A 19,179-nucleotide genomic window follows, 5' to 3' on the forward strand; every position below is an offset into this window, starting at 1 on the left:
GCCGGCCGATTCGATACGCGCGCGGGTCCTCACCGCGGCGGTGCACTCCTCCGACACGCGGATACGACTCCACGTCATCGCGCGGCACTCCGCCGCGGCCTCGCAGGGCGCCGTCATCACGACGGCGCCCTTGCTCGTGGTCGCGGCGCCTTCGCGCGACGGCGTGCGACAGCACGGAGGTCACTGATGCGCACTCTGGTTCTCAACGCCGGCTACGAGCCGCTCGCGGTGGTGTCGTTCAAGCGGGCCCTGGTCCTGCTGATGACGGAGAAGGCGACCGTGATCGCCGCGGACGAGGGCAATCCGGTGCACAGCGCGCACGGCGACCACGTGCGGCCCTCGGTGATCGTGCTGACCCGGTACGTGCGCATCCCGAGCGGCCGGAGTGTGCCGGTATCGCGCCGGGGCGTGCTCCGCCGGGACAACCACCGCTGCGGATACTGCGGTCAGCACGCGGCGACGATCGACCACATCCAGCCCAAGTCGCGCGGGGGCCGGGACACGTGGGAGAACCTCGTCGCCTGCTGCCAGCGCTGCAACAACGTCAAGAGCGACCGCACCCCGCACGAGATGGGATGGCGTCTGCGCACCGTCCCCCGGATGCCGCGCGCCGGCTCCTGGCTCGTGCGCGGCGCGGAGCGGACGCAGCCCGACTGGGACGACTACCTGGCTCCCGCCGCCTGACGGGCCGCGGTCGCGCCGCTGGCGGCGTTGTCGTCGGGCGCGATACCGCCGGTATCGCTTCCTCCTCCGCCTTGCCAGCGACACGACCGCGACCCGTCAGGAGAGGGGCGTCGGGTGCGGCCCAGCGTTACTCGTTGTCGTTGCCGGTGTTGGCGCTGGCGTTGCCGGAGCGCTCGCCGGCCCAGGTCCAGTTCGCGACCTCGGGGATGTCCTCGCCGTGCTCGCGGGTGTAGGCGCGGGCGCGGATGCGGGCGTCCTGCATCTCCTGGCGGAGACCGGCGGCGCGGGCGCCGAGGCCGGGGGTCCGGTCGATGACGTCGATCACCAGCGAGTAGCGGTCGAGGTCGTTGAGCATCACCATGTCGAAGGGAGTGGTGGTGGTGCCGTTCTCCTTGTACCCGCGCACATGCAGGTTGCCGTGGCCGGTCCGCTTGTAGGTCAGGCGGTGGATGAGCCACGGATAGCCGTGGTACGCGAACACGATCGGGCGGTCGGGGGTGAAGACCGCATCGAACTCGCGGTCGGAGAGGCCGTGCGGGTGCTCCGACTCCGACATCAGGCGCATCAGATCGACCACGTTGACCGTGCGGATCGCGAGGTCCGGCAGCTTCTCGCGGAGGATGCTCACCGCCGCGAGGGTCTCGAGGGTCGGGACGTCGCCCGCGCAGGCGAGCACGACGTCCGGGGACTCGCCCTGCCGCTCGCTGCTCGCCCACTCCAGGATGCCGAGTCCGCGCGTGCAGTGGGCGACCGCCTCCGCCATCGTGAGCCACTGGGGCGAGGGCTGCTTCCCGGCGACGACCACGTTAACGTAGTCGACGCTCCGGAGGCAGTGGTCGTAGGTCGAGAGGAGCGTGTTCGCGTCGAAGGGCAGGTAGACGCGCACGACCTCGGGCTTCTTGTTGACGACGTGGTCGATGAAGCCCGGGTCCTGGTGGCTGAAGCCGTTGTGGTCCTGGCGCCAGACGTGGCTCGAGAGCAGGTAGTTGAGGCTCGCGATCGGGCGGCGCCACTCGATGTCGCGGGTGCCGTCCAGCCACTTCGCGTGCTGGTTGAACATCGAGTCGATGATGTGGATGAAAGCCTCGTAGCAGGTGAAGAGCCCGTGGCGGCCGGTGAGCAGGTAGCCCTCCAGCCAGCCCTGGCACTGGTGCTCCGAGAGCACCTCCATGACCCGCCCGGCGCGAGCCAGGTGGTCGTCGAGGGGGCTGAGCTCGGCGTCCCACTGCTTGTCGGTGGCGGCGTAGACGGACTGCAGCCGGTTGCTCGCGACCTCGTCCGGCCCGAAGAGGCGGAAGTTGGTCGGGTTGGCGCGGATGACGTCGGCGAGCCATTCGCCGAGCACCTTCGTCGCCTCCGCGACGGTGCCACCCGGCTGCTCCACGACGACCTCGTAGCGGCGGAAGTCGGGCAGGTCGAGGGGCTGCCGCAGCAGCCCGCCGTTCGCGTGCGGGGTCGCGCTCATCCGCAGCTCGCCCTCGGGGGCCAGCGAGCGGACGCGGTCGACCACGCCGCCCTCCTCGGTGAAGAGCTCCTCGGGCCGGTAGGAGCGGAGCCAGTCCTCGAGGAGCCGGGTGTGCGCCTCCGTGTCGCGCGCGTTGGGCAGCGGGACCTGGTGCGAGCGGTAGGTGCCCTCCACCTGGACGCCGTCGATCTCGGTCGGACAGGTCCAGCCCTTCGGGGTCTTCAGCACGATCATCGGCCAGGCCGGGCGTGAGAGGTCGCCGGCGGCGGCGCGCTCCTTGATCGCCGCGATGCGGTCGAGCACCGTGTCCAGGACGTCGGCGAACCGCTCGTGCACGCGCATCGGGTCCTCGCCGTCGAAGCCGCCCTCGACGAGGAACGGCTCGTGGCCGTACCCGCGGAGGAGGCTGTCGAGCTCCTCCTGCGGGATGCGGGCGAGGACGGTCGGGTTCGCGATCTTCCAGCCGTTGAGGTGCAGGATCGGCAGGACGACGCCGTCGGTGAGCGGGTTCACGAACTTGTTGGAGTGCCAGCTGGTGGCGAGCGGGCCGGTCTCGGCCTCGCCGTCGCCGACGACCGCCGCGACCAGGAGGTCCGGGTTGTCGAAGGCCGCTCCGTACGCGTGGCTCAGCGCGTAGCCGAGCTCTCCGCCCTCGTGGATGCTGCCCGGAGTCTCGGGGGCGGCGTGGCTGGGGATGCCCCCGGGAAAGCTGAACTGGCGGAAGAGGCGGCGCAGCCCCTCCTCCGACTCGTCGATGTGCGAGTAGATCTCGCTGTAGGTGCCGTCGAGGTAGGCGTTGGCGACCATGCCCGGTCCGCCGTGGCCGGGGCCGGTGATGTAGAGGGTCGGCTGGCGGCGCTCGCGGATCGCGCGGTTCAGGTGCGCGTAGATCAGGTTGAGGCCGGGGGTGGTGCCCCAGTGGCCGAGCAGGCGGGGCTTGATGTCCTCGCGGCTCAGCGGGGTCTTCAGGAGCGGGTTCGCGAGCAGGTAGATCTGCCCGACCGCGAGGTAGTTCGCGGCGCGCCACCAGGCGTCGACCGTGTCGAGAGTGTCCTGGGTCAGCTCGGCGTCGGCGGGTCGCGCGATCCAGCTGTGCTCGGGGACGGGCAGGAGAGACGGAGCGGGGGAGTCGGCCATGTGCCCACGCTGGCATCCGGACGCCCGGGGCGGAAGGGCCTTGCAGGCCCGGCTCCGGAGGAGGTCAGCCGCGCGGCGTCGCCCGGCGGAGGACCAGCGAGCCCACCGCCGTCAGGAGCGCGGCGGGGACGAGGAGCAGAGCGGCGGCTCCGGCGGTGCCCGCGCTCTCGAGGACGTCCACCACGACCGGCCGGCCCCCGGCGAGAGCGACGACGACGACCACCGCGAGTGCCACCGCTCCGAGGGCGAGGAGGAAGGCCGTCACCCCGCGCTCCCGCCAGCGGAGGAAGACCGCTCCCGCTGCTCCCCCGAGGGCGAAGGCGGCGAGGAGGGAGCAGAGCAGGACGACGAAGCGCTCGTGCCACGGACCGTCGAGGGGGGAGGCGAGGAAGAGCGCGCCACCCAGCCCCCAGCCCCCGGTCGCCTCCTCGATCGCCCCGAGGGCCACGACGATCGCCGCCCAGAGCACCGACAGGGCCGCGAAGGCGAGGGCGCTGCCGAGGACGTGGTCGCGTCGGGTCGCTCCGTAGCTCAGCGCCAGCCCGAAGGTGGCGGTCGTGGCCTGGATGGAGCCGATGAAGAGGAAGACGACGATCAGCATCCCCGGCCCCACGAGGAGGATGCCCGAGTCGCCGCCGCCCCGCTCGGCCCCGATCCCGCGGAGGACGAGCCACCAGATCACGAGGTTGCCGGCGAGGACGGCGAGCAGGACGAGCAGCGGCCAGCCGAGGACCGTCCCGGGGTGGGCGAGGTGGAGCCTCAGGACGGAGAGGATCCTCCGCGGGGAGGCGGAGTGGCGGGCGGGGGCGGTCATGGTCGGTCCTCTCGGATCGGTGGCGGTGGTGTCAGCTGCTGCGCGGGGTGGCGCGGCGGAGGATCGCCCAGCCCGCGACTCCGGCGATCGCGGTCGGGATGAGCGAGAGGGCGTAGCCGCCCGCGTATCCGACGCTGCCGAAGAAGGAGCCGACGGCGGGCCAGTTCTCGGTGAGCGTGAGGAGGGTGATCACGGCCAGCAGGAGGGCGCCGAGGATCCCGAAGAAGAGCAGCATCCCGCGCTGGCGCCAGCGCACGTAGACCGCCGCCGTCGCCGCTCCGATGAAGAAGAAGAAGAGCAGGGCGCAGAGCACCGCGACGGCCTGCTCGCCCACGGAATCCCCGCCGAAGTAGATCGAGCGGAAGAAGCTGCCGCCGAAGCCCCAGCCGTCGGTCGCCCGCTCCACGATCCCGAGGACCACGAAGACGCCGGTGTAGAAGACCGAGAGGGCGACGAAGGTGAGGGCCGTGCCGAGGGAGAAGTCGCGGCGGGTGGCGCCGTAGCCGAGGGCGAGGCCGAAGGTGACGTTCACCGACTGGACGGCCACGACCATCATGTAGACGAAGAGGAAGAAGGACGCGCCGGAGTAGGTCATCCCCTCCTGCGCCTCGAGGCGCTCGCCGGAGTCGAGCCCGCGGAGGATCAGCCACCAGACGACCAGGTTGCCCGACAGGATGACGGCCGTGATGATCAGCGGCGTGTAGAGGATGGTGGCGGGGTTCGCGAAGTGCAGGCGGACGATGCTGCCGAGGCGGCCGGCGGCGGTGTCGTGGCGCGCGGGGGCGCCGGTGAGGGCGGTCATTCCGAGGCCTTCCCGGTGGTGAGCTGGACGACGAGCTGCTGGAGGGGGACGGACTCGAGCTCGAGCCCGTGGCGGGCGGCGGAGGCGCGGCCGGCGTCGTCGAGCCGGGGGAGCGTGGCCGAGGCGCGGCTGCCGAGAGCGGAGCGGGCGATGACCTCGCGTCCGGCGGTGAACGACTCGACGGCCTGCCGGGGTCCGATGACGGTCGCCGCAGCCCCGCGCAGCTCCTCCGCGTCGCTGTCCACGACGAGGCGGCCCCGATCGATGACGAGGACGTGCTCGAGCAGACTGCTGACCTCGTCGATGAGGTGGGTGGAGAGGACGACCGTGCGCGGGTGCTCGGCGAAGTCCTGGAGGAGGCGGTCGTAGAACAGCTGCCGGGCGACGGCGTCCAGCCCCAGGTACGGCTCGTCGAAGAACGTGAGCGGGGCGCGGGAGGCCAGGCCGACGATCACTCCGATCGCCGAGAGCTGTCCGCGGGAGAGCTTCTTGATCTTGCGGTCGACCGGGAGGCGGAAGTCCTCGACGAGCTCGCGGGCGAACGCCTCGTCCCAGCCGTCGAAGAACCAGGGGGCGCTGCGCAGGACGTGCTTCACCTTGAAGTCGTCCGGGTACTTCTGGCTCTCCTTGATGAAGCAGGTGCGGGAGAGGACGGCGGCGTTCTCCACCGGCGACTGCCCGAAGACGCGGATCTCGCCCGAGCTGGCGAACTCCTGGCCGGTGAGCAGCGACATCAGCGTCGTCTTGCCCGCGCCGTTGCGGCCGAGGAGGCCGTGGATGCGGTTCTCCTCCAGCGCGAAGCCGATGCCGTCGACGGCGCGCATGCGTCCGTAGTGCTTGGTGAGGTCGTGGACCTCGATGACCGCGCTCATCGCGATCCCCCTTCTGTGATCATGTCGGCGAGCTGCTCGGTGCTGAGGCCGAGCTTGGCGGCCTCGGCGAGCAGCGGAGCGACGAACTGGTCGCGGAACTGCGTGCGGCGCTTCTCGACCAGCCGGTCGCGCGCCCCCTCGGCGACGAACATGCCGATCCCCCTCTTCTTGTAGAGCACCCCGTCGTCGACGAGCAGGTTCACGCCCTTGCCGGCGGTGGCCGGATTGATGCGGTGGAACGCGGCGAACTCGTTGGTCGACGGGACCTGCGACTCCTCCGGCAGTGCGCCGTCGATGATGTCGTTCTCGATCTGCTCGGCGATCTGCAGGAAGAGCGGGCGGGAGTCGTCCACGCGGGCTCCTTCGGTGCTGGGTTGGGTGGTTAGTTGGTGTTGTAACTAACCATGGAGGCGGGAGGCCTTCGTGTCAAGAGGGGTGTGCCGCGCAGTCGCCGCGACGAGGGCGTGGCGTGCTTCGCTGGCGTTGTGGTGGGGCCCTGTCGTCGCTTCGCGGGGGGCGGGGCACGGCGGGTACACTGGCTCGGCCAGCCTCTGTAGCTCAATGGAAGAGCGACTCCGTCCTAAGGAGCAGGTTGGGGGTTCGAGTCCCTCCAGGGGCACCAAAGTGTCGTTACTAAAACCCTTGCCGCAGAAAATCGGCGCGTTCGCGCCGTCGCCGGCCTCCAAGAGGCTGGTAAGAGTCCGAGCACCACTCCTAGGAGTGGTGCTTTTTTCGTGCGCGCTCGCCTGGACCACTTGCGACGTGATCGTTGCGAACGGCTCGTTCAGTTCTGCCGTGATCGTCTCGTCCGTGTGCACGAGGACCCGCTCGAAGAAGACCTGGTTGAAAAGACGCCTGATGTGATCGGGAGCGCGTTCGTACTGGGTGGCGCACTCCATGGTGACGTCGAGGGCGAGCTGGATGGCGTGCTCGACGTCCGCGACGTCCTGAGTGAGGCGTGCTTCGGCGCGCTCGGCGATCGTCCGCTCTGTGCGGATGCGGTCTTGCTCGTACTTGAAGAGGTCGAGGGGGATCGCGTCTGCGTAGTGCGCCTGGAGGAGGCGAAGCTGTTCGCGTTCGAGCCGCTCCAGATCGGTCCTGATCTGCGCGCGTTGCCGCTCGGAATCGCCGCGAGTGGCCACGAGCTCGTCATGAAACAGCCGCTCAAGGTCGTCTCGGGCGATGCGGTCGAGCCGGAGACGCTTCTGGTACTCCTCGACGATCTTCTCCTCTACGACGTGGATGAGGACCGCTTTCTGCGTGCAGTCGTTCCGTTTCGCCTGACGCGCGGAGCAGTAGAAGTAGGGGTAGATCTCGCCCGACTTCGACCGCGTCATCTGCACGATCAGGCGGTTGTGACAGTTCCCGCAGTACACCGTGCTCTTGAGGTAGTGGTCGTGTCGACGTCGGCGCTCGCCGGAGCGGCGCGCTTGCAGTGCGTCCTGCACCTTGTCCCACGTCTCCTGGTCGATCAGGGGCTCGTGCTTGCCGGCGTAGGTCGCTCCGGCGAAAGAGACGAGGCCGAGATAGTAGGGGTTGGTCAGAATCTTGTGGAGATCGGTATCGGTGAGGGCCCGGGAGGGAACTTGCGGGGTCCGCCGCGTGGTGAGCCCGCGCTGAGCGAGCTCAAGCGCGAGCTGGGACAGGCTGACGTTGGGCTCGGTGTAGCGGTGGAAGGCCCAGGAGATGAGCGGAGCGCGGTCAGCGTCTGGGCGAACCGTGCGGCTTTCGCGGCCGTCGCTGTCGAACTCGCGAACGTTGAGGTACCCGAGCGGTGCCCGTCCGGGTGTCCCGCCCTTCTGAACCTTCTGCGTCATTCCCTTGGTGACCTCGTGAGCGAGGTTGCGCGAGTAGAACTCTGCAATCGACGACATGATGCCGTGAAGAAGCGCGCCGGATGGGGACTGGTCGATGCTCTCCGTGGCGGAGATCAGGGCCACATTTGCGGCGGTCAGCTGCTTCATGATCTCGACGTCGTCCTCGCGGTTGCGGGCGAGGCGATCGACCTTGTGGACGACGACGTAGTCGACCGAGTGCTCACGGATGTACTCGAGCATCTCTTGAAGCGCCGGACGGTTTGCTGTCTTCGCGGACTCTCCGCGGTCGACGAACTCCTTGGCGACCATGGCGCCCATCGACTGAGCCTTCTTCCGGTTCGCCTCCCGCTGCGCAGGGATCGAGAACCCCTCCTTCTCATCACCGCGCTGCGCCTGACGAGCGGTCGACACGCGGAGGTAGAGGACCGCGACCTTCGGCGTCAGCATCTCGCCGATCACGGAGAGGGGGTCGGGGGTGGCCGGCTGAGGGCTCAGGGTAGGGGTGGCGAGAAGCGGTGAGAGTGTCATAGCGCTCTGATTAACGCTCTGAACGCGCGCAGAGTCGAGTCTTTTCTGTAACGACAGTCGATCCTCTTCCGAATCGTCGGCCAATGACCCCCGATCGGCCTGTGTTGCGGAAATCGCTACAGTCAGAGGAGCCATCGCGGGATCGAAAGGAACCTCGATGTGGTGCTTCTGTGGCTGGGTAGCTACTGGCATGAAGTCATCTCTCATCTATGGAAGACGTAGACCCGGTCTGCGTAGTGGACGATGTCGAAGATCTCGCGGAACTGGATCTCGATCGATTCGAAGTTCCAGCGGAGGTCGTGGTCAGCGATGCCCTGCTCTTGGCGGAACTGGGCGAGGGCGGTGCGCCAGCCGAGCCCGGCGATGTGCTCGTCGAGAGCGGTCCGGACGCTCGGGTACTCGCCGAAGAAGCTGTCCTCGAACTCGGCGTCGAAGGTGCGCGGGTCGGTCGTCGAGTCGAAGACCTGCAAGAAGGCGGTCATTGCATTCGCTCGGTCGTAGTTGTCCGCGCGCTCGGCAGGTCGTGCTTCGTGGGTGTCGGGGTGTTGATGCTGTTCTGGTGTTGTCATGTTGGGGTTCTCTTTTCTGCCCACCCGCTTAGATGACTTGTATCGGTGGCGGGCTTTCTACTGGTGGAAGATATAGACCTTGTCCCGGTAGTAGATAACGTCGACTGTCTCTCGGAAGCGGCGTTCGATCGCGGCGTAGTTCCACTGGAGTTCGTCGGGCGTGATGCCCCAGTCCCGCTGCAAGGCGGTGAGGGCGTCGTTCCAGCCGAGACTCTCGATCTGGTCGTCGATGGCCTCGTCGAGGCTGTCGTACTGCGAGAAGAATATGTCGCCGAAGTCTTCGAAGAGGCTTGTGGAGTTCGGGTCGACGTCGGGGAGCTGGAGGTAGGCGGCGAGCGCTTCGGGGTGGCTCTGCATGGCGCGTGCGATGAACTCGTCGTCTCGCCAGTCGGGTCGGTTGCGGAAGTGGAGTGCGATGTCTTCTTCCGCTTCGGAGCGGCGATGGCGCGGCCGTTGCCGCTCGTGCGGTGATTCTTGTTCGGGCGAGGTCATGAGGTCCTCCTTTCTGTCCCCGCGGGGTTGTGGGTGCGGGGGAGTGGTCGGTGGTGGTGTCGGTAGATGAGGACGCGGTCTGGGTACTCGCGGACGTCGAAGACGTCGCGGTAAAGCATTTCGAGCACGGGGTCGGGCCGGGCCGGGTCATGCTCGGGGATGAGCTCGGGGTCCCAACCGAGAGCGTCGACGATGGCGTTGATGGCTTCTATGAGCGTGGCGAACTCGGCGACGAACGCAGGGTCTTCGCTCAGTTCCTGCGCGCTGGGCGCGAGTCCCTCGGCTGACGAGGTCTCTGGTCGTGGGTGTTCGGGGTTAGTCATTGGGGTGTTCCTTTCTGGTGTTGTAGTTGGAGGCGCCGGCGCGGAGCAGTGGCTGGAATTCGTCGAGACTGATAACGGTGAACAGCTGGTCGTCGAGGCCGGGCTCGGACGTGATGCGGTGGGTGAGTTGGTCGCGTCGCCGGGTGGTGGGGGTGATCCAGACGACGGCGGGGAAGAGGCCGGTGCGTCGTTGTTCGAGGCCGCTGCGCCGGTAGTGCTGGTACTGGCGGCACTTGGCGGCGATGCGGGCCGGGTTCTCAGTGGCGAGGTCGACTTCGAGGAACCAGTGATCCTCGTACCCGTCGGGGGTGCTGGTGATGACGGCGAGGTCGGGCTTGAGAAACAGTCGTTGCCCGGCGGGGCCGAGGTAGGGCCGCCAGCAGGTGGGCTCCGGCGTGATGCTCTCGACCTTGAGCCGCTTGCTGTCTTCGAGTTCGGCGAGTTGGACGCGGAGTTCTGAGATGGCGAGGGTGTGCTCGAGGAACGTGAGGGACGGGTACTGATCACGTCGGTAGCGCTTCTTCCTTTGCTCGGGGTCCGCGTTGCTATTCCCTGCGAGCCGGGCGCCGCGGTTGGTGATGGTCCAGATGCCGGCGCTGGAACCGTGCGCGTGTCCTCCGACGGTGCGGGGGAGGACATGGAGGAGGCCGACGCTTCCGAGTTTCTGCAGGAGTCGGTTGGTTTGGCGGGCGGCAGAGCGGTCGCTGCCGTACCTGGCGCGGGCGGCTCGGGCGAGCTGTCGGCTGGTGGCGTAGCGCTGCTCGAGCAGGAATCGGAGGACTGCCTGCTCCGGCTCGGTCGGCCTCTGCTCTGCCCCGGTTCGTCTTCGTTGGCCGCTCATAGGTATCGTCCTGGGCGAGGGCCGGGTACCCACCGGAACGGTGGGTGAGTCATAGCCACAAGGGGAGCGGATGTGACGGATTGTCGGGCGAGTACGGGCGTGTTCAGGAGAGCGACGAGTCTGACGACGGGTCTCTGCTTATCGGTGTGGGAGACGTGCGTCATGCGCGCTTCCTCCGCCCGACTGGCTCGGTACTCGTGTCGCGCGGAGCGGTGTTGGCCTGCTGGTCGAGGTGTAGGTCGCGGCGGAGCGCCGCGTCGATCTCGCTTACGGGACGGCCGTAGCGCTCGGCGCTCTGTTGGCGGATCTCGATCGGATCCGACGTCACAGGAGGTGGCGGCTGGGTGGCGGCGGAGAACCAGCCGGTCTGCTGTCCCTGCTGACGGAGATTCACGTAGACGTGATGGGCTGGCAGGAGCTGGAAGTCTTCGGCGCTCAGGTCGCGGGTGGTCTTCGCGAGCGCTGCAGCGTCCGCCTGCTCGAGGCCGAAGACGATCTTGCTGCGGGCATTCGTGTCGATCGCAGAACGCATCGCGGCCGGGAGCTGGTCGCGGTACTGGTGGGCAAGGTGCCAGGCGGCGCCGAGCGACCGGCTCTGCGCGAGGGCATCGGCGAGGTCGCCAGAGGCGGGGAGGGCGAGGTAGTCCTGGACCTCGTCGATATAGAGCGACGCGATGGTGCGCTTCTCCTGAGGTAGGGCGCTGCGACCGAGGATGATCGGCCAAAGCGAACCCACGACCAGGGAGCCGAGGAGTCGGGCAAATTCCGGGCCGAGTAGGCCCTTGTTGAGCGAGATCAGCACGATCTTCTTCTTCGTGAACAGCTCCGAGAGATCGAAGCGGGAACTGGACTGTCCGAGGACGGCACGCATTCCCGGGCGGATGAGGAAGCTCCGCAGCTTGTTCATGGCGGGCCCGATCTCGAGGGCCTGCTGCTGCGGAGTGAGCGCTTCGTACCTAGCCCAAAAGGCGCTGACGCCCAGTGGGTCGTCGATACGGCTCGTGATCTTGCGCCGGAACGCCGGGTCGGTGAGGAGGGTCGGCAGCCAGAGCAGGTTCGCTCCGGGGGTGCGGGCAAGTGTGAGCAGGGCGGAGCCGAGGACGTCTTCCGAGCGGACGCCCCAGTTGTCGAAGATCCCCTTCAACGCAGCCATGAGTGAGTCGGCCACTAGTTCAGGGCTGCGGTTGGCTCCGGACAGGACATTAATGCCGACGGGCTGATCGGAGAGTGGGTCGATCACGACGACGTCGCTGCGCCGGTGCTTGGGGACACGTTCGAGGACGTCGCGGACGAGGTCGGCCTTTGGATCGACGACGAGCACTGGGCGACCAGCGACCATGTCGGCGACGATCAGCGACAACAGCGCCGTCGACTTGCCTGATCCGGTCGGGCCGAGCAGAGCGGTGTGGAACGCGGCGTCCTGAATCGGGATCCCGACCGACTGGACAACGCCGGGTGCCGTCGTTGTCGCGAAGGCTCGTCCGCCGTCCTTGAGGCCGGGTGAGGCGGGCAGAAGCCGGGGATGCTCGGCGGGAAGCCCGGGCAACGGACCGTCGCCGAGCGGCCAGCCCAGTAGCGGCAAGAGTTCCGGGACCGACAGGGCGAGTCGGTAGCTGACCGGTCTGCGCGCTGCGTTGACGGAGGCTGGGGATAGCCCATCGAGATGTAACCGGGTCCCGGCCGCTTCGGCGACACGCAGCGCTCCGAAGAGGGAGGTCAGTAAGGACCGCTGTCCCTCGGGCGTCGCTGCAGCGGCACCGATACGTATCTCCACGCGAAAGCCGTGCTGGGAGGCGCGCTGCTTCAGCGAGCTGCGGACCTCGGTCGGTGCCTGAGGGGTGCCCCAGAGGAGCTGCCACCAGGCCCGCCGCGGATCCTCGACTCGTTCCGGGACCAGATGTGGGCCCCTCCGAGCGCCCAAGACGATTTGCACGACGAGCTTGTCGCCGTCCCGATTCGCCTGCGCGAGCGCCGCCAGCACCGACCGGGTGATTGCGCCGATTCGCTCGGTGGTGAGGCTGAGCGCTGGGTGTCGGAGTCCGACCCGGCCGGCACTGACCACCGCGACACGGGGACCGGCTAGCGCGGTCAGTCGAGCGCCGGTGAGTTGCTTTACCATGGCGGTGCCGGTGCCGATCTGTGACTTCTCGAGGCCGATGAGCCAGCGGATGCCAGCCGCACTGGCGCGGGCTTCGAGGCGGACCGCGCCGAGCGACGGTTCGGTCGCGATCCGCTGCAGAAGCTCCATGGCATTGTCGACGGCAAGAGGCCGATTCCAGTGCACCTCTCTCCAGATCACTGATGGCGCGCTATGCATCCGAAGTCCCCTCCGTCTGGTGGCTGTCGGTCGACTCCTCGTCCGCAGCTGAGCGCTGCTTCGCCGGGTCGTGTTCCATCTGCCAGAGGACGAGAGCGATGACGGCGCGGGCGAACTTGCGGCGGTCGATCGGCTGGTTCCAGATCGGCTGCACGCGCACCTGACTCGACGCGGACGTGCCCGGCTTCTGCTTACGGCCGGCCATGTCGCCCGCCTTCCGCCCGCGCGCTGGTTGCGCCGGTCTGCTGGGTCACAGGTCGTTCCTGCGGATGAAGCGCACGAGTAGCCACAGGCCGAAGCCGACCGCGAGGGCGACCGCGACGATCCACCAGACCTCGAGCAGGAGTCGGGCTGCGATCGACACGAGCACGGCGATTCCACACAGGACGACGGCTCCACGCAGTGCGCTCGAAAGCCAAGAGGCGTTCCTCTTCTCGGACATACTGCTTCCCTCTCATCGTTCTGGCCCCTTTACAGGTGCGGTCTTCTGCTGCGTCGGCGTCCAGTCGGACGGAACGGGGTATCCCGGAATCGAGATGTCGGAGTCGACCTCGTTCCCCCACACGGACCAGTCGGCGTTCGACGGTGGGCGACGACGAGCGAACAGCTCGAGGTACGGGCCATCAGAGATGCGCTCTATCACGGCGAACTGCTCTTCGGGCTTGTGAGAGTGCGCCTGGAGCGGCGCGAACATCCAGGTCGGCTGCGACTTGTATCGCACCGGCGCTTTACCCTTCGTGGCGAAGAGGAGATGCTCGGTGGCGTTGCGGAGGTAGTTGCCCAGGAGGATGCGGGGCTTGATCCAGGTGAGTGGTGAGCGCGGGGTGAAGCCCCAGGCGCGGATCACGTCGTAGCCGTGCTCCAGCGTCGCGTTCGTCACCCAAAGCCAGAGATGCGCGTTCTCCGCTGCCAGCGCTTCGACCGGCATCGCCTTGATGTGGTCCAGGCTCATGAGGGTGTAGTGCTGGGCGGCGCCGAGGCGTCCGGTCTGCTCTATATTCCACGGCGGGTCCGCCAGGATCGTCGAGAACTTCTGAGGCGTGTCTGTAGGCATAGGGGAGGGGTCTCCTTTCAAGAGGGGATGAGTACTATTTCGGCGCGACAAATACGGCTTACGCTTGACTGCCGCGAACTACCCCGTATTACGAGGCATGAACGCCGATCCGTAAAGACCGAACCTTCAGCGGAATACAAGCGACGAGAAAGCCGGACCTCAGATACCAGAGGTGGCCGCAGCGGTATCCACAGCCGTTGACGCTTTCTTTACAACACCCTGTGGAAAACGGTCACTTCGGTCACAGTTGGATCAGCTGCGGCGGTGCTTCGCGAGCGACCCGAGAACCGCACGGGCGACCGCACCGGGCTCGTTGTCGGAGGAGATCCGGGTGATAAGGGTGTTGTTACCGAAGTCGGCGTCGGTCGGCCCGCCGCCCCCGAGGACCACCGCATGAACGTCGCCAGGGAACTCCGACAAGCGGCGAAGGGTCTCCGCCGGTTCAGTGTCGAATAGCTCGAAGTCCGACAGCACCACCAGCGTCGCCAGATGCTCCGGCCGATTTGCCGCCAGCCGCCGGGCCGCCAGCAGCGACGGCCCGAGGATGGAACTGCCTCGAGCTTCCAGGGGTGTGCGCAGCCCGTGCTCGATGAAGCGCAGCCCCGCCTGGCTAAGTCGCACCGGCGGCACATCGCCCGACGTTGGGACGTCGAAGTGCAGGACTGCCCCGAGCTCGTCGCGTCCGACGCCCGCCGACGCGATGCGGCGGAAGGCGAGCTTGCACTCCTGGTAGCGGTTGGAGACCGGGTCGACGCCGGCCGGTCCAATGACGGAGCCGGAATCGTCTGCGATCACGGTGGTCAGCGACTTTCCGCGGCACGGCCCGCCCGGATGGCTGAGCTGGATTCGGGGACCACGTGGAGGCCGCCCTGCACCACTTCCGAACGAATGCAGGCCAGGACGGACGAGATGTGCCTGGGCGAGCTGCGAACTTGCCAGAGCGATGACGCTCAAGGACGCCCCCGATCTTTCGCGGGCGCGGTGACGCGTCCGACGGGCTCGGCTGCACGACCATGACCGACGACGCCGGGGTTACGGCGCAGGATCCGTGCCTTGAGCGCGGCGTAGGAGAAGACCGCGGCCTTCCCGCGCTCTCGGTGCTCGTCTCGTATTGATTCTGCTCGCCGCGCATGCTCGGCGTAGTGCACCAACGATCGAGCGCTGCTGAGCTGCGCTGAACGACGCAACTCCTTCTGATAGCGCTGTTCGAACGAACCGAGGAGGTCATCGACCTCGTCCGAGTACGCCCAGGCGTTGAGGAACGACCCGGCCGCGACCGCCAGCGCGAACCCGCCGTAGATCAGGCCCGCGAGCGGCCCCTCGATACTCGAGCGCAATCCGAAGATCCCGATCGAGATCGAAGCCGCCACGCACCCAGCCGTCCCACCGGCGAGCTTGACGAAGCGAGCACCCGGGTCCACACCAGTGAACAGGTGACCGAACGGCTGCAAGTCAGCCGACAGCTCCTCCGCGTCCTTCTCCCGCCTGGCAGCGAGGCGGAGATCACGGAGGTCTCCGCCCACAGAGCCGGCCGACACAGCGGCGAGCCCGACCGACACGGCCTGGATGACCGCCAGCTCCGGGATCTCTCCAAAATAGATGGCCGCACCAGCGATCCCCGCGACATCGCCACCGACGAAGCCGAACCAGCACCCGACGTACCAACGGCCCGCATGCGGCTTCCGCCGCACGAACGGCGACAGCGCCTGCCTGGCCGCGGTGAGCTGCGTTCGGGAGTCAGCGAGGACCACATCGTTGCCGGCCGACGCCTCGCGCGCCTTCTCGGCCTGATACTCGAGACCGGCGGCACGGACATCGTCCTCACGCGACGCAGCCTCGCTGCTTGCCGCCCAGGAAGGCGGCTGCGCGCCCGAGAACGCGTCGTACTCCTCCTCGACGTACGTCTCCGCGATCGAGGACGGCCGTGCGGTAGCGACCGCTTCATCGATCCGTTGTAGCGCGATGCCGTCGGCGAGGTCAGCAGCCTGCTCGGACTCGGATGAAGAATGGAACGCCAGTCCTCGTAGGCTCACTGGGATCCTCCGCCAAAGTCGGTCAGGACCGTGCACGACCCGGCGCCAGTTGCCTTGCACGTCGCTGACCAGAAGGCCTTCAGACCGTTGACGTAATCGGTCGACGGCTGCTCGGTCCCGGCCACCTTCCCGATGCCGAGAAATGTAACTGAAATGCGCTCATCGAGTTGTGGCAGATGGACGGACGAAGTGAGCGCCTCGGACGACTCGACACTCAAGGATGGGGCGCTGAGGTCGATGCCCACGTTCTGGATCCCGTCCGTTTCGACCTGGGCGCTGTACACCTGCTCACCAACAACGCTGTCCCGCTCCGTGATGTAGTCAGCGAGTGAGAAGTACGCGGCCGTCATGTCAGTGCCGCCTGTGTCGAGCTCCGGCAGTGCGGTGTTGTAGGCCTCCTTCGCTGTCGCAAGGTTGGCATCGACCAGCTCCTCGACACGGCGCAGGCGAGCGTTCTCGGTCGCTCCAGCAGGCTCGAGATCCGTGTCCAGCAGGATGACGGACGTGGCAGATGATGACGAACCAACGACGACTCGTGCATGACCGCCGCATACGGCAGCCTGAATCAGGTGCGCACGGACAGCGCCCCAGCGGTCGTCGAGCAGGACCGGATCCTGAGACGAGCCCGAGCCGTCAAGGAGATCAATTGAGTTGTACGTGCCGCTCGGCGGACACACCGTCAGCCGCTCTTTGAGGTCAGCCGTTGGGCCGTCGGCGAACTCGTGTCCCGCGCAGCCGCTCAGGCACAACATGGCTAGGGCGGCAGCGACGCAGGAGACCCTGCTCGCTCTAAGTCGTAAGATGATGGGTGGCATTCGGTCCCCTTCAATGACATCATGGAGATGGATGAGTGGTAGCGGCCGGGCGCCTGGTGGTGACTCGTTGGCGCGAGTCGACACCGCCGACCCCTGAGGGTGGACGAGGTGGGCTACCCGGTGATCGCTGTAGATCCAGGATCAGACACGGCGCGGCCTGCGGTCACTGACACGAAACTGACACCATGGCGATGTGAACGATGATCCGCTGCGCTTGCAGCTGCGCACCGAGCTCCGCGAGCTGCGAAAGGGGCAGGGTGCGTTCGAGCCGGACCGTGTCGCAGTCTGCGAAGCGCTGGTCCGTGTTGTCGGCATGGGCAGCGTCGAACAGGCGCATGCCACCCTCTTCGAGATGTTCAAGCGCTACAGCGTCGAACCTGATGGCGACATCCGCGCCTTCCTCGAGACCAGCGGCGTTGGCCTCCGAGGGACCTCATTGAACAAGCGGCTTGAGGCGTATGCCCTTGCGCATCACGTCGAGGAGCGCACTGGCCTTCGCCGCAGCGACCGCGGAGCAGACAAGCTCGCAACGCTTTTCCGCGACGAAGCATTGTTCTTCCGCCCGTGGGGGCACCTAACCATCTATCAGTTCGGCAGCCGGGTGCTCGCCAGCATCGCGCTGCATGCTGACCCAGGGTCGGAGTACAGCCCCCCGGCCGTCTGGATTAACGACCAGCGACTCGAGAACCTAGCCTTCGAGTTCAGCGCGCCAAGCGACCGCACTGGCTACATACGGGCGCTTCAGCATGTCGACGGGTTCGAGCTAGAGCCTGCCGGAAAGTGGCTGTTCAAGATCGACGTCGAGTGGCGAATGCCCGTCTGGCCGCAATGGGTGCTCGCCGCGCAGCTCGCAGATCCTCGCTTGGTCGCGAAGGTTCAGACGCAACGCAATTTTATGACAGAGGCAACGATCACATGGGGTGCATGGCCGGGGGAACATCCGCACCGTTCACTTCCGTTCGCTGGTTTCCCCGAGAGTTGGCCCTCCGAGACATGAACGGAAAGGTTGGCTTCAGTACAATTCACGTACCCTTATGTGCTTCGAAGCCAAAGCTAGACAGATCATCACGGATACGTTAGGGCAATAAGTCCAGGAGGGGCAGGAGGCGGCTGAGTTATCCGCATTTCTATAAAGTGCGAGGGATGATGATCTGGGTAGTTGGTACTCGGAACAGGAGTCGCTCGGAAGGGTGTGAGCGCAGCGAGATCGCCTCGTTCCATATGTCTCTCACGGACGAGAGGCCCTTCACTCTCACCGCGGCACACAGATACGCCACTTCGTCTGTTGCGCGCATAATCTCGAGCCCGATGATAGAAGGCTGTGTTGAAGTGATCACGCTTTGGCCCTGCAGTCGGGCCAAAGTTGCCCACACTATTCCGTCTGTTTTGACATCTTCGTCTCGCCTGCCCTTAATTGCCTTGAATACCGCGCGCCGGAATCGCCCAAAATCAAAGTCCATACGTGTTCCGTCTCGCTTGAGGACACTTACAGGGAGATCTCGGGCAACTGGTACAGTGATTTCTACAGTAGACACCCGCGTCCTGGAGGGCGGATTCTCGAACTCGAAGGCCGGGAAAGACTTGGCAAGCCAGTTGATGACATAATCTGCATCTTTCCACCCCGGATGGGTTCTCGTGCCCCCTTGGCGGCCTCTGACGGAAAGTGCGTAGAGGACACGCTGTGATCTTCTTTTATCGGAGCGTGCCAACTCGGAGTCAACGGCGCTCTCTATTGCGGAATCAGGAACAAGGACGCGAATACCTGATAGTCTAGCGGCTTTGAATGGATCGGCCTCCGCGATTCTTCCGCTGCGTTCTAGTAAACGACTTCTCTCCGCGGGCAGCACCTCAGTAGTGGGCACTTCCCTTCTCATTATTCGTTGCTCTACTCGATCAAGAATCTCGTCAATAAGTACGTCAACCGCACTATCTGATGCTCTCCTGATGAGTAGGGCATTTCGAAGGTCCGATTCAAGAACTGCTCGTTCGTACGGGGTGATCTTCCCGGACCCTGTTTGGCGGACCGCGACGTCGGCTATCTGCAGCCGCTCGTGCTCCTCAGTGGCGAATCGGTGTGTGGGCGTTTGGAGGCACTGTCGTTCCCGCACGATCAGGCGCCGGTCGGATTCTGGAGTTGTAGTACGTATAACGCGTGTCGCGGATCCGCAGAGTGGGCAATCCATGCCACAAGGCTCGCAGGCCAGCACTCCTAGCGCAAGGCTCCGGGCAGAATCAACCGCCAGCGCTAGATGTAGCATTTCGCCGGGAAGCATTGCTAGGACTGCCGCTGGGTGGCAGGCTGTGGTGCTGTGCAAACTGGTAGCGGGCTGGAGAAGATTTCGATGCCAACCAGGCTCCTCCGGTTGATGCGGGCGCGAAGTCGACGAGCTGTGTCGAATAGCGGCCCGGCCCACAGAGGTATCGATGACGCGCTTCGTCAAGGGGACAATCTCGTTTCAGGCGAGCTGCGCTTTGCCGACAACCATTCGGGTGTTGCGCCGATCATGCTCGACGCATCTGCCCGAGAGGCCGTGCGCGAAGTTCGCGATTCTGGACGATCTTGTGTCTGATCTGCTTCCGTCTCGTTATATTGCGACCATTTGATCGGTGCAGTGC

General features: G+C 66.3%; 17 protein-coding genes, 1 tRNA gene and 1 pseudogene. 3 read left to right on the forward strand and 16 right to left on the reverse strand.

Going from position 1 to position 19,179, the window contains the following annotated elements; translation table 11 throughout:
- The first annotated feature begins 186 nt into the window (after nt 1–186).
- On the forward strand, nt 187–684 hold the full coding sequence (locus C5B95_RS07065; protein WP_104224608.1) for an HNH endonuclease: 498 nt from the start codon (nt 187–189) through the stop codon (nt 682–684).
- Between the two features lie 127 nt (nt 685–811).
- On the opposite strand, the gene C5B95_RS07070 is transcribed toward C5B95_RS07065, so the two are convergent.
- From C5B95_RS07070 to C5B95_RS07090, 5 genes are all read right to left on the reverse strand, one after another.
- A complete protein-coding gene (locus C5B95_RS07070; protein ID WP_104348793.1) occupies nt 812–3,286 on the reverse strand; it encodes a phosphoketolase in 2,475 nt (824 codons plus the stop codon).
- A gap of 64 nt (nt 3,287–3,350) precedes the next feature.
- A complete protein-coding gene (locus tag C5B95_RS07075) occupies nt 3,351–4,100 on the reverse strand; it encodes a hypothetical protein (RefSeq protein ID WP_104348794.1) in 750 nt (249 codons plus the stop codon).
- 31 nt (nt 4,101–4,131) lie between these two features.
- Complete coding sequence (locus C5B95_RS07080; protein WP_104258198.1) at nt 4,132–4,902, reverse strand: ABC transporter permease; 771 nt, start codon at nt 4,900–4,902, stop codon at nt 4,132–4,134.
- Nucleotides 4,899–5,774 carry an ABC transporter ATP-binding protein gene (locus C5B95_RS07085; RefSeq protein ID WP_104348795.1) on the reverse strand — a complete coding sequence of 292 codons (876 nt, stop codon included), beginning with the start codon at nt 5,772–5,774 and terminating at the stop codon, nt 4,899–4,901. Before C5B95_RS07085 ends, C5B95_RS07080 begins: the two co-directional genes overlap by 4 nt.
- Nucleotides 5,771–6,127 carry a GntR family transcriptional regulator gene (locus C5B95_RS07090; RefSeq protein WP_104224613.1) on the reverse strand — a complete coding sequence of 119 codons (357 nt, stop codon included), beginning with the start codon at nt 6,125–6,127 and terminating at the stop codon, nt 5,771–5,773. Before C5B95_RS07090 ends, C5B95_RS07085 begins: the two co-directional genes overlap by 4 nt.
- A 194-nt stretch (nt 6,128–6,321) precedes the next feature.
- Between C5B95_RS07090 and C5B95_RS07095 the strand changes: the two genes are divergently transcribed.
- Nucleotides 6,322–6,396, forward strand: a tRNA-Arg gene (locus C5B95_RS07095).
- Between the two features lie 646 nt (nt 6,397–7,042).
- On the opposite strand, the pseudogene C5B95_RS18060 reads toward C5B95_RS07095, so the two are convergent.
- From C5B95_RS18060 to C5B95_RS07155, 11 genes and pseudogenes are all read right to left on the reverse strand, one after another.
- A pseudogene (locus C5B95_RS18060) lies at nt 7,043–8,326 on the reverse strand (recombinase family protein); the annotation flags it as partial.
- Nucleotides 8,323–8,601 (reverse strand): hypothetical protein, encoded by a 279-nt coding sequence (locus C5B95_RS07110; protein WP_104348796.1) that lies wholly within the window; start codon nt 8,599–8,601, stop codon nt 8,323–8,325. The gene C5B95_RS07110 and the pseudogene C5B95_RS18060, both read right to left, overlap by 4 nt.
- 144 nt (nt 8,602–8,745) lie before the next feature.
- A complete protein-coding gene (locus C5B95_RS07115; RefSeq protein ID WP_104348797.1) occupies nt 8,746–9,180 on the reverse strand; it encodes a hypothetical protein in 435 nt (144 codons plus the stop codon).
- Nucleotides 9,177–9,503 carry a hypothetical protein gene (locus C5B95_RS17070; protein WP_146076505.1) on the reverse strand — a complete coding sequence of 109 codons (327 nt, stop codon included), beginning with the start codon at nt 9,501–9,503 and terminating at the stop codon, nt 9,177–9,179. The genes C5B95_RS07115 and C5B95_RS17070 overlap by 4 nt, the downstream gene beginning before the upstream one ends.
- Nucleotides 9,496–10,344, reverse strand: coding sequence for a replication-relaxation family protein (locus C5B95_RS07125; RefSeq protein ID WP_104348799.1), 849 nt, complete (start codon nt 10,342–10,344; stop codon nt 9,496–9,498). Before C5B95_RS07125 ends, C5B95_RS17070 begins: the two co-directional genes overlap by 8 nt.
- Nucleotides 10,345–10,504: 160 nt before the next feature.
- The gene (locus C5B95_RS07130) at nt 10,505–12,592 is read right to left on the reverse strand and encodes a type IV secretory system conjugative DNA transfer family protein (protein WP_104348800.1); all 2,088 of its coding nucleotides are present in this window, start codon (nt 12,590–12,592) and stop codon (nt 10,505–10,507) included.
- Nucleotides 12,593–12,653: 61 nt separating this feature from the next.
- Nucleotides 12,654–12,866, reverse strand: a complete 213-nt coding sequence (locus C5B95_RS07135; RefSeq protein WP_104348801.1) for a hypothetical protein — start codon at nt 12,864–12,866, stop codon at nt 12,654–12,656.
- 249 nt (nt 12,867–13,115) lie between these two features.
- A complete protein-coding gene (locus tag C5B95_RS07140; protein WP_104348802.1) occupies nt 13,116–13,715 on the reverse strand; it encodes an MT-A70 family methyltransferase in 600 nt (199 codons plus the stop codon).
- Between the two features lie 252 nt (nt 13,716–13,967).
- Nucleotides 13,968–14,510, reverse strand: coding sequence for a hypothetical protein (locus C5B95_RS07145; RefSeq protein ID WP_104348803.1), 543 nt, complete (start codon nt 14,508–14,510; stop codon nt 13,968–13,970).
- 155 nt (nt 14,511–14,665) lie between these two features.
- The gene (locus C5B95_RS07150) at nt 14,666–15,748 is read right to left on the reverse strand and encodes a hypothetical protein (RefSeq protein WP_104348804.1); all 1,083 of its coding nucleotides are present in this window, start codon (nt 15,746–15,748) and stop codon (nt 14,666–14,668) included.
- On the reverse strand, nt 15,745–16,563 hold the full coding sequence (locus C5B95_RS07155; protein WP_146076507.1) for a hypothetical protein: 819 nt from the start codon (nt 16,561–16,563) through the stop codon (nt 15,745–15,747). The genes C5B95_RS07150 and C5B95_RS07155 overlap by 4 nt, the downstream gene beginning before the upstream one ends.
- Nucleotides 16,564–16,756: 193 nt before the next feature.
- Between C5B95_RS07155 and C5B95_RS07160 the strand changes: the two genes are divergently transcribed.
- A complete protein-coding gene (locus tag C5B95_RS07160) occupies nt 16,757–17,560 on the forward strand; it encodes a hypothetical protein (RefSeq protein WP_146076508.1) in 804 nt (267 codons plus the stop codon).
- Nucleotides 17,561–19,179 lie beyond the last annotated feature (1,619 nt).

Source organism: Rathayibacter sp. AY1A7, from assembly GCF_002930845.1.
Classification (GTDB): domain Bacteria; phylum Actinomycetota; class Actinomycetes; order Actinomycetales; family Microbacteriaceae; genus Rathayibacter.

What these genes read in the sequence shown, in the direction of transcription:
- C5B95_RS07065 (WP_104224608.1), top strand. Translation starts at nt 187, where the DNA reads ATGCGCACTCTGGTTCTCAACGCCGGCTACGAGCCGCTCGCGGTGGTG.
- C5B95_RS07070 (WP_104348793.1), bottom strand. Translation starts at nt 3,286, where the DNA reads ATGGCCGACTCCCCCGCTCCGTCTCTCCTGCCCGTCCCCGAGCACAGC.
- C5B95_RS07075 (WP_104348794.1), bottom strand. Translation starts at nt 4,100, where the DNA reads ATGACCGCCCCCGCCCGCCACTCCGCCTCCCCGCGGAGGATCCTCTCC.
- C5B95_RS07080 (WP_104258198.1), bottom strand. Translation starts at nt 4,902, where the DNA reads ATGACCGCCCTCACCGGCGCCCCCGCGCGCCACGACACCGCCGCCGGC.
- C5B95_RS07085 (WP_104348795.1), bottom strand. Translation starts at nt 5,774, where the DNA reads ATGAGCGCGGTCATCGAGGTCCACGACCTCACCAAGCACTACGGACGC.
- C5B95_RS07110 (WP_104348796.1), bottom strand. Translation starts at nt 8,601, where the DNA reads ATGACCGCCTTCTTGCAGGTCTTCGACTCGACGACCGACCCGCGCACC.
- C5B95_RS07115 (WP_104348797.1), bottom strand. Translation starts at nt 9,180, where the DNA reads ATGACCTCGCCCGAACAAGAATCACCGCACGAGCGGCAACGGCCGCGC.
- C5B95_RS17070 (WP_146076505.1), bottom strand. Translation starts at nt 9,503, where the DNA reads ATGACTAACCCCGAACACCCACGACCAGAGACCTCGTCAGCCGAGGGA.
- C5B95_RS07125 (WP_104348799.1), bottom strand. Translation starts at nt 10,344, where the DNA reads ATGAGCGGCCAACGAAGACGAACCGGGGCAGAGCAGAGGCCGACCGAG.
- C5B95_RS07130 (WP_104348800.1), bottom strand. Translation starts at nt 12,592, where the DNA reads ATGGAGCTTCTGCAGCGGATCGCGACCGAACCGTCGCTCGGCGCGGTC.
- C5B95_RS07135 (WP_104348801.1), bottom strand. Translation starts at nt 12,866, where the DNA reads ATGGCCGGCCGTAAGCAGAAGCCGGGCACGTCCGCGTCGAGTCAGGTG.
- C5B95_RS07140 (WP_104348802.1), bottom strand. Translation starts at nt 13,715, where the DNA reads ATGCCTACAGACACGCCTCAGAAGTTCTCGACGATCCTGGCGGACCCG.
- C5B95_RS07155 (WP_146076507.1), bottom strand. Translation starts at nt 16,563, where the DNA reads ATGCCACCCATCATCTTACGACTTAGAGCGAGCAGGGTCTCCTGCGTC.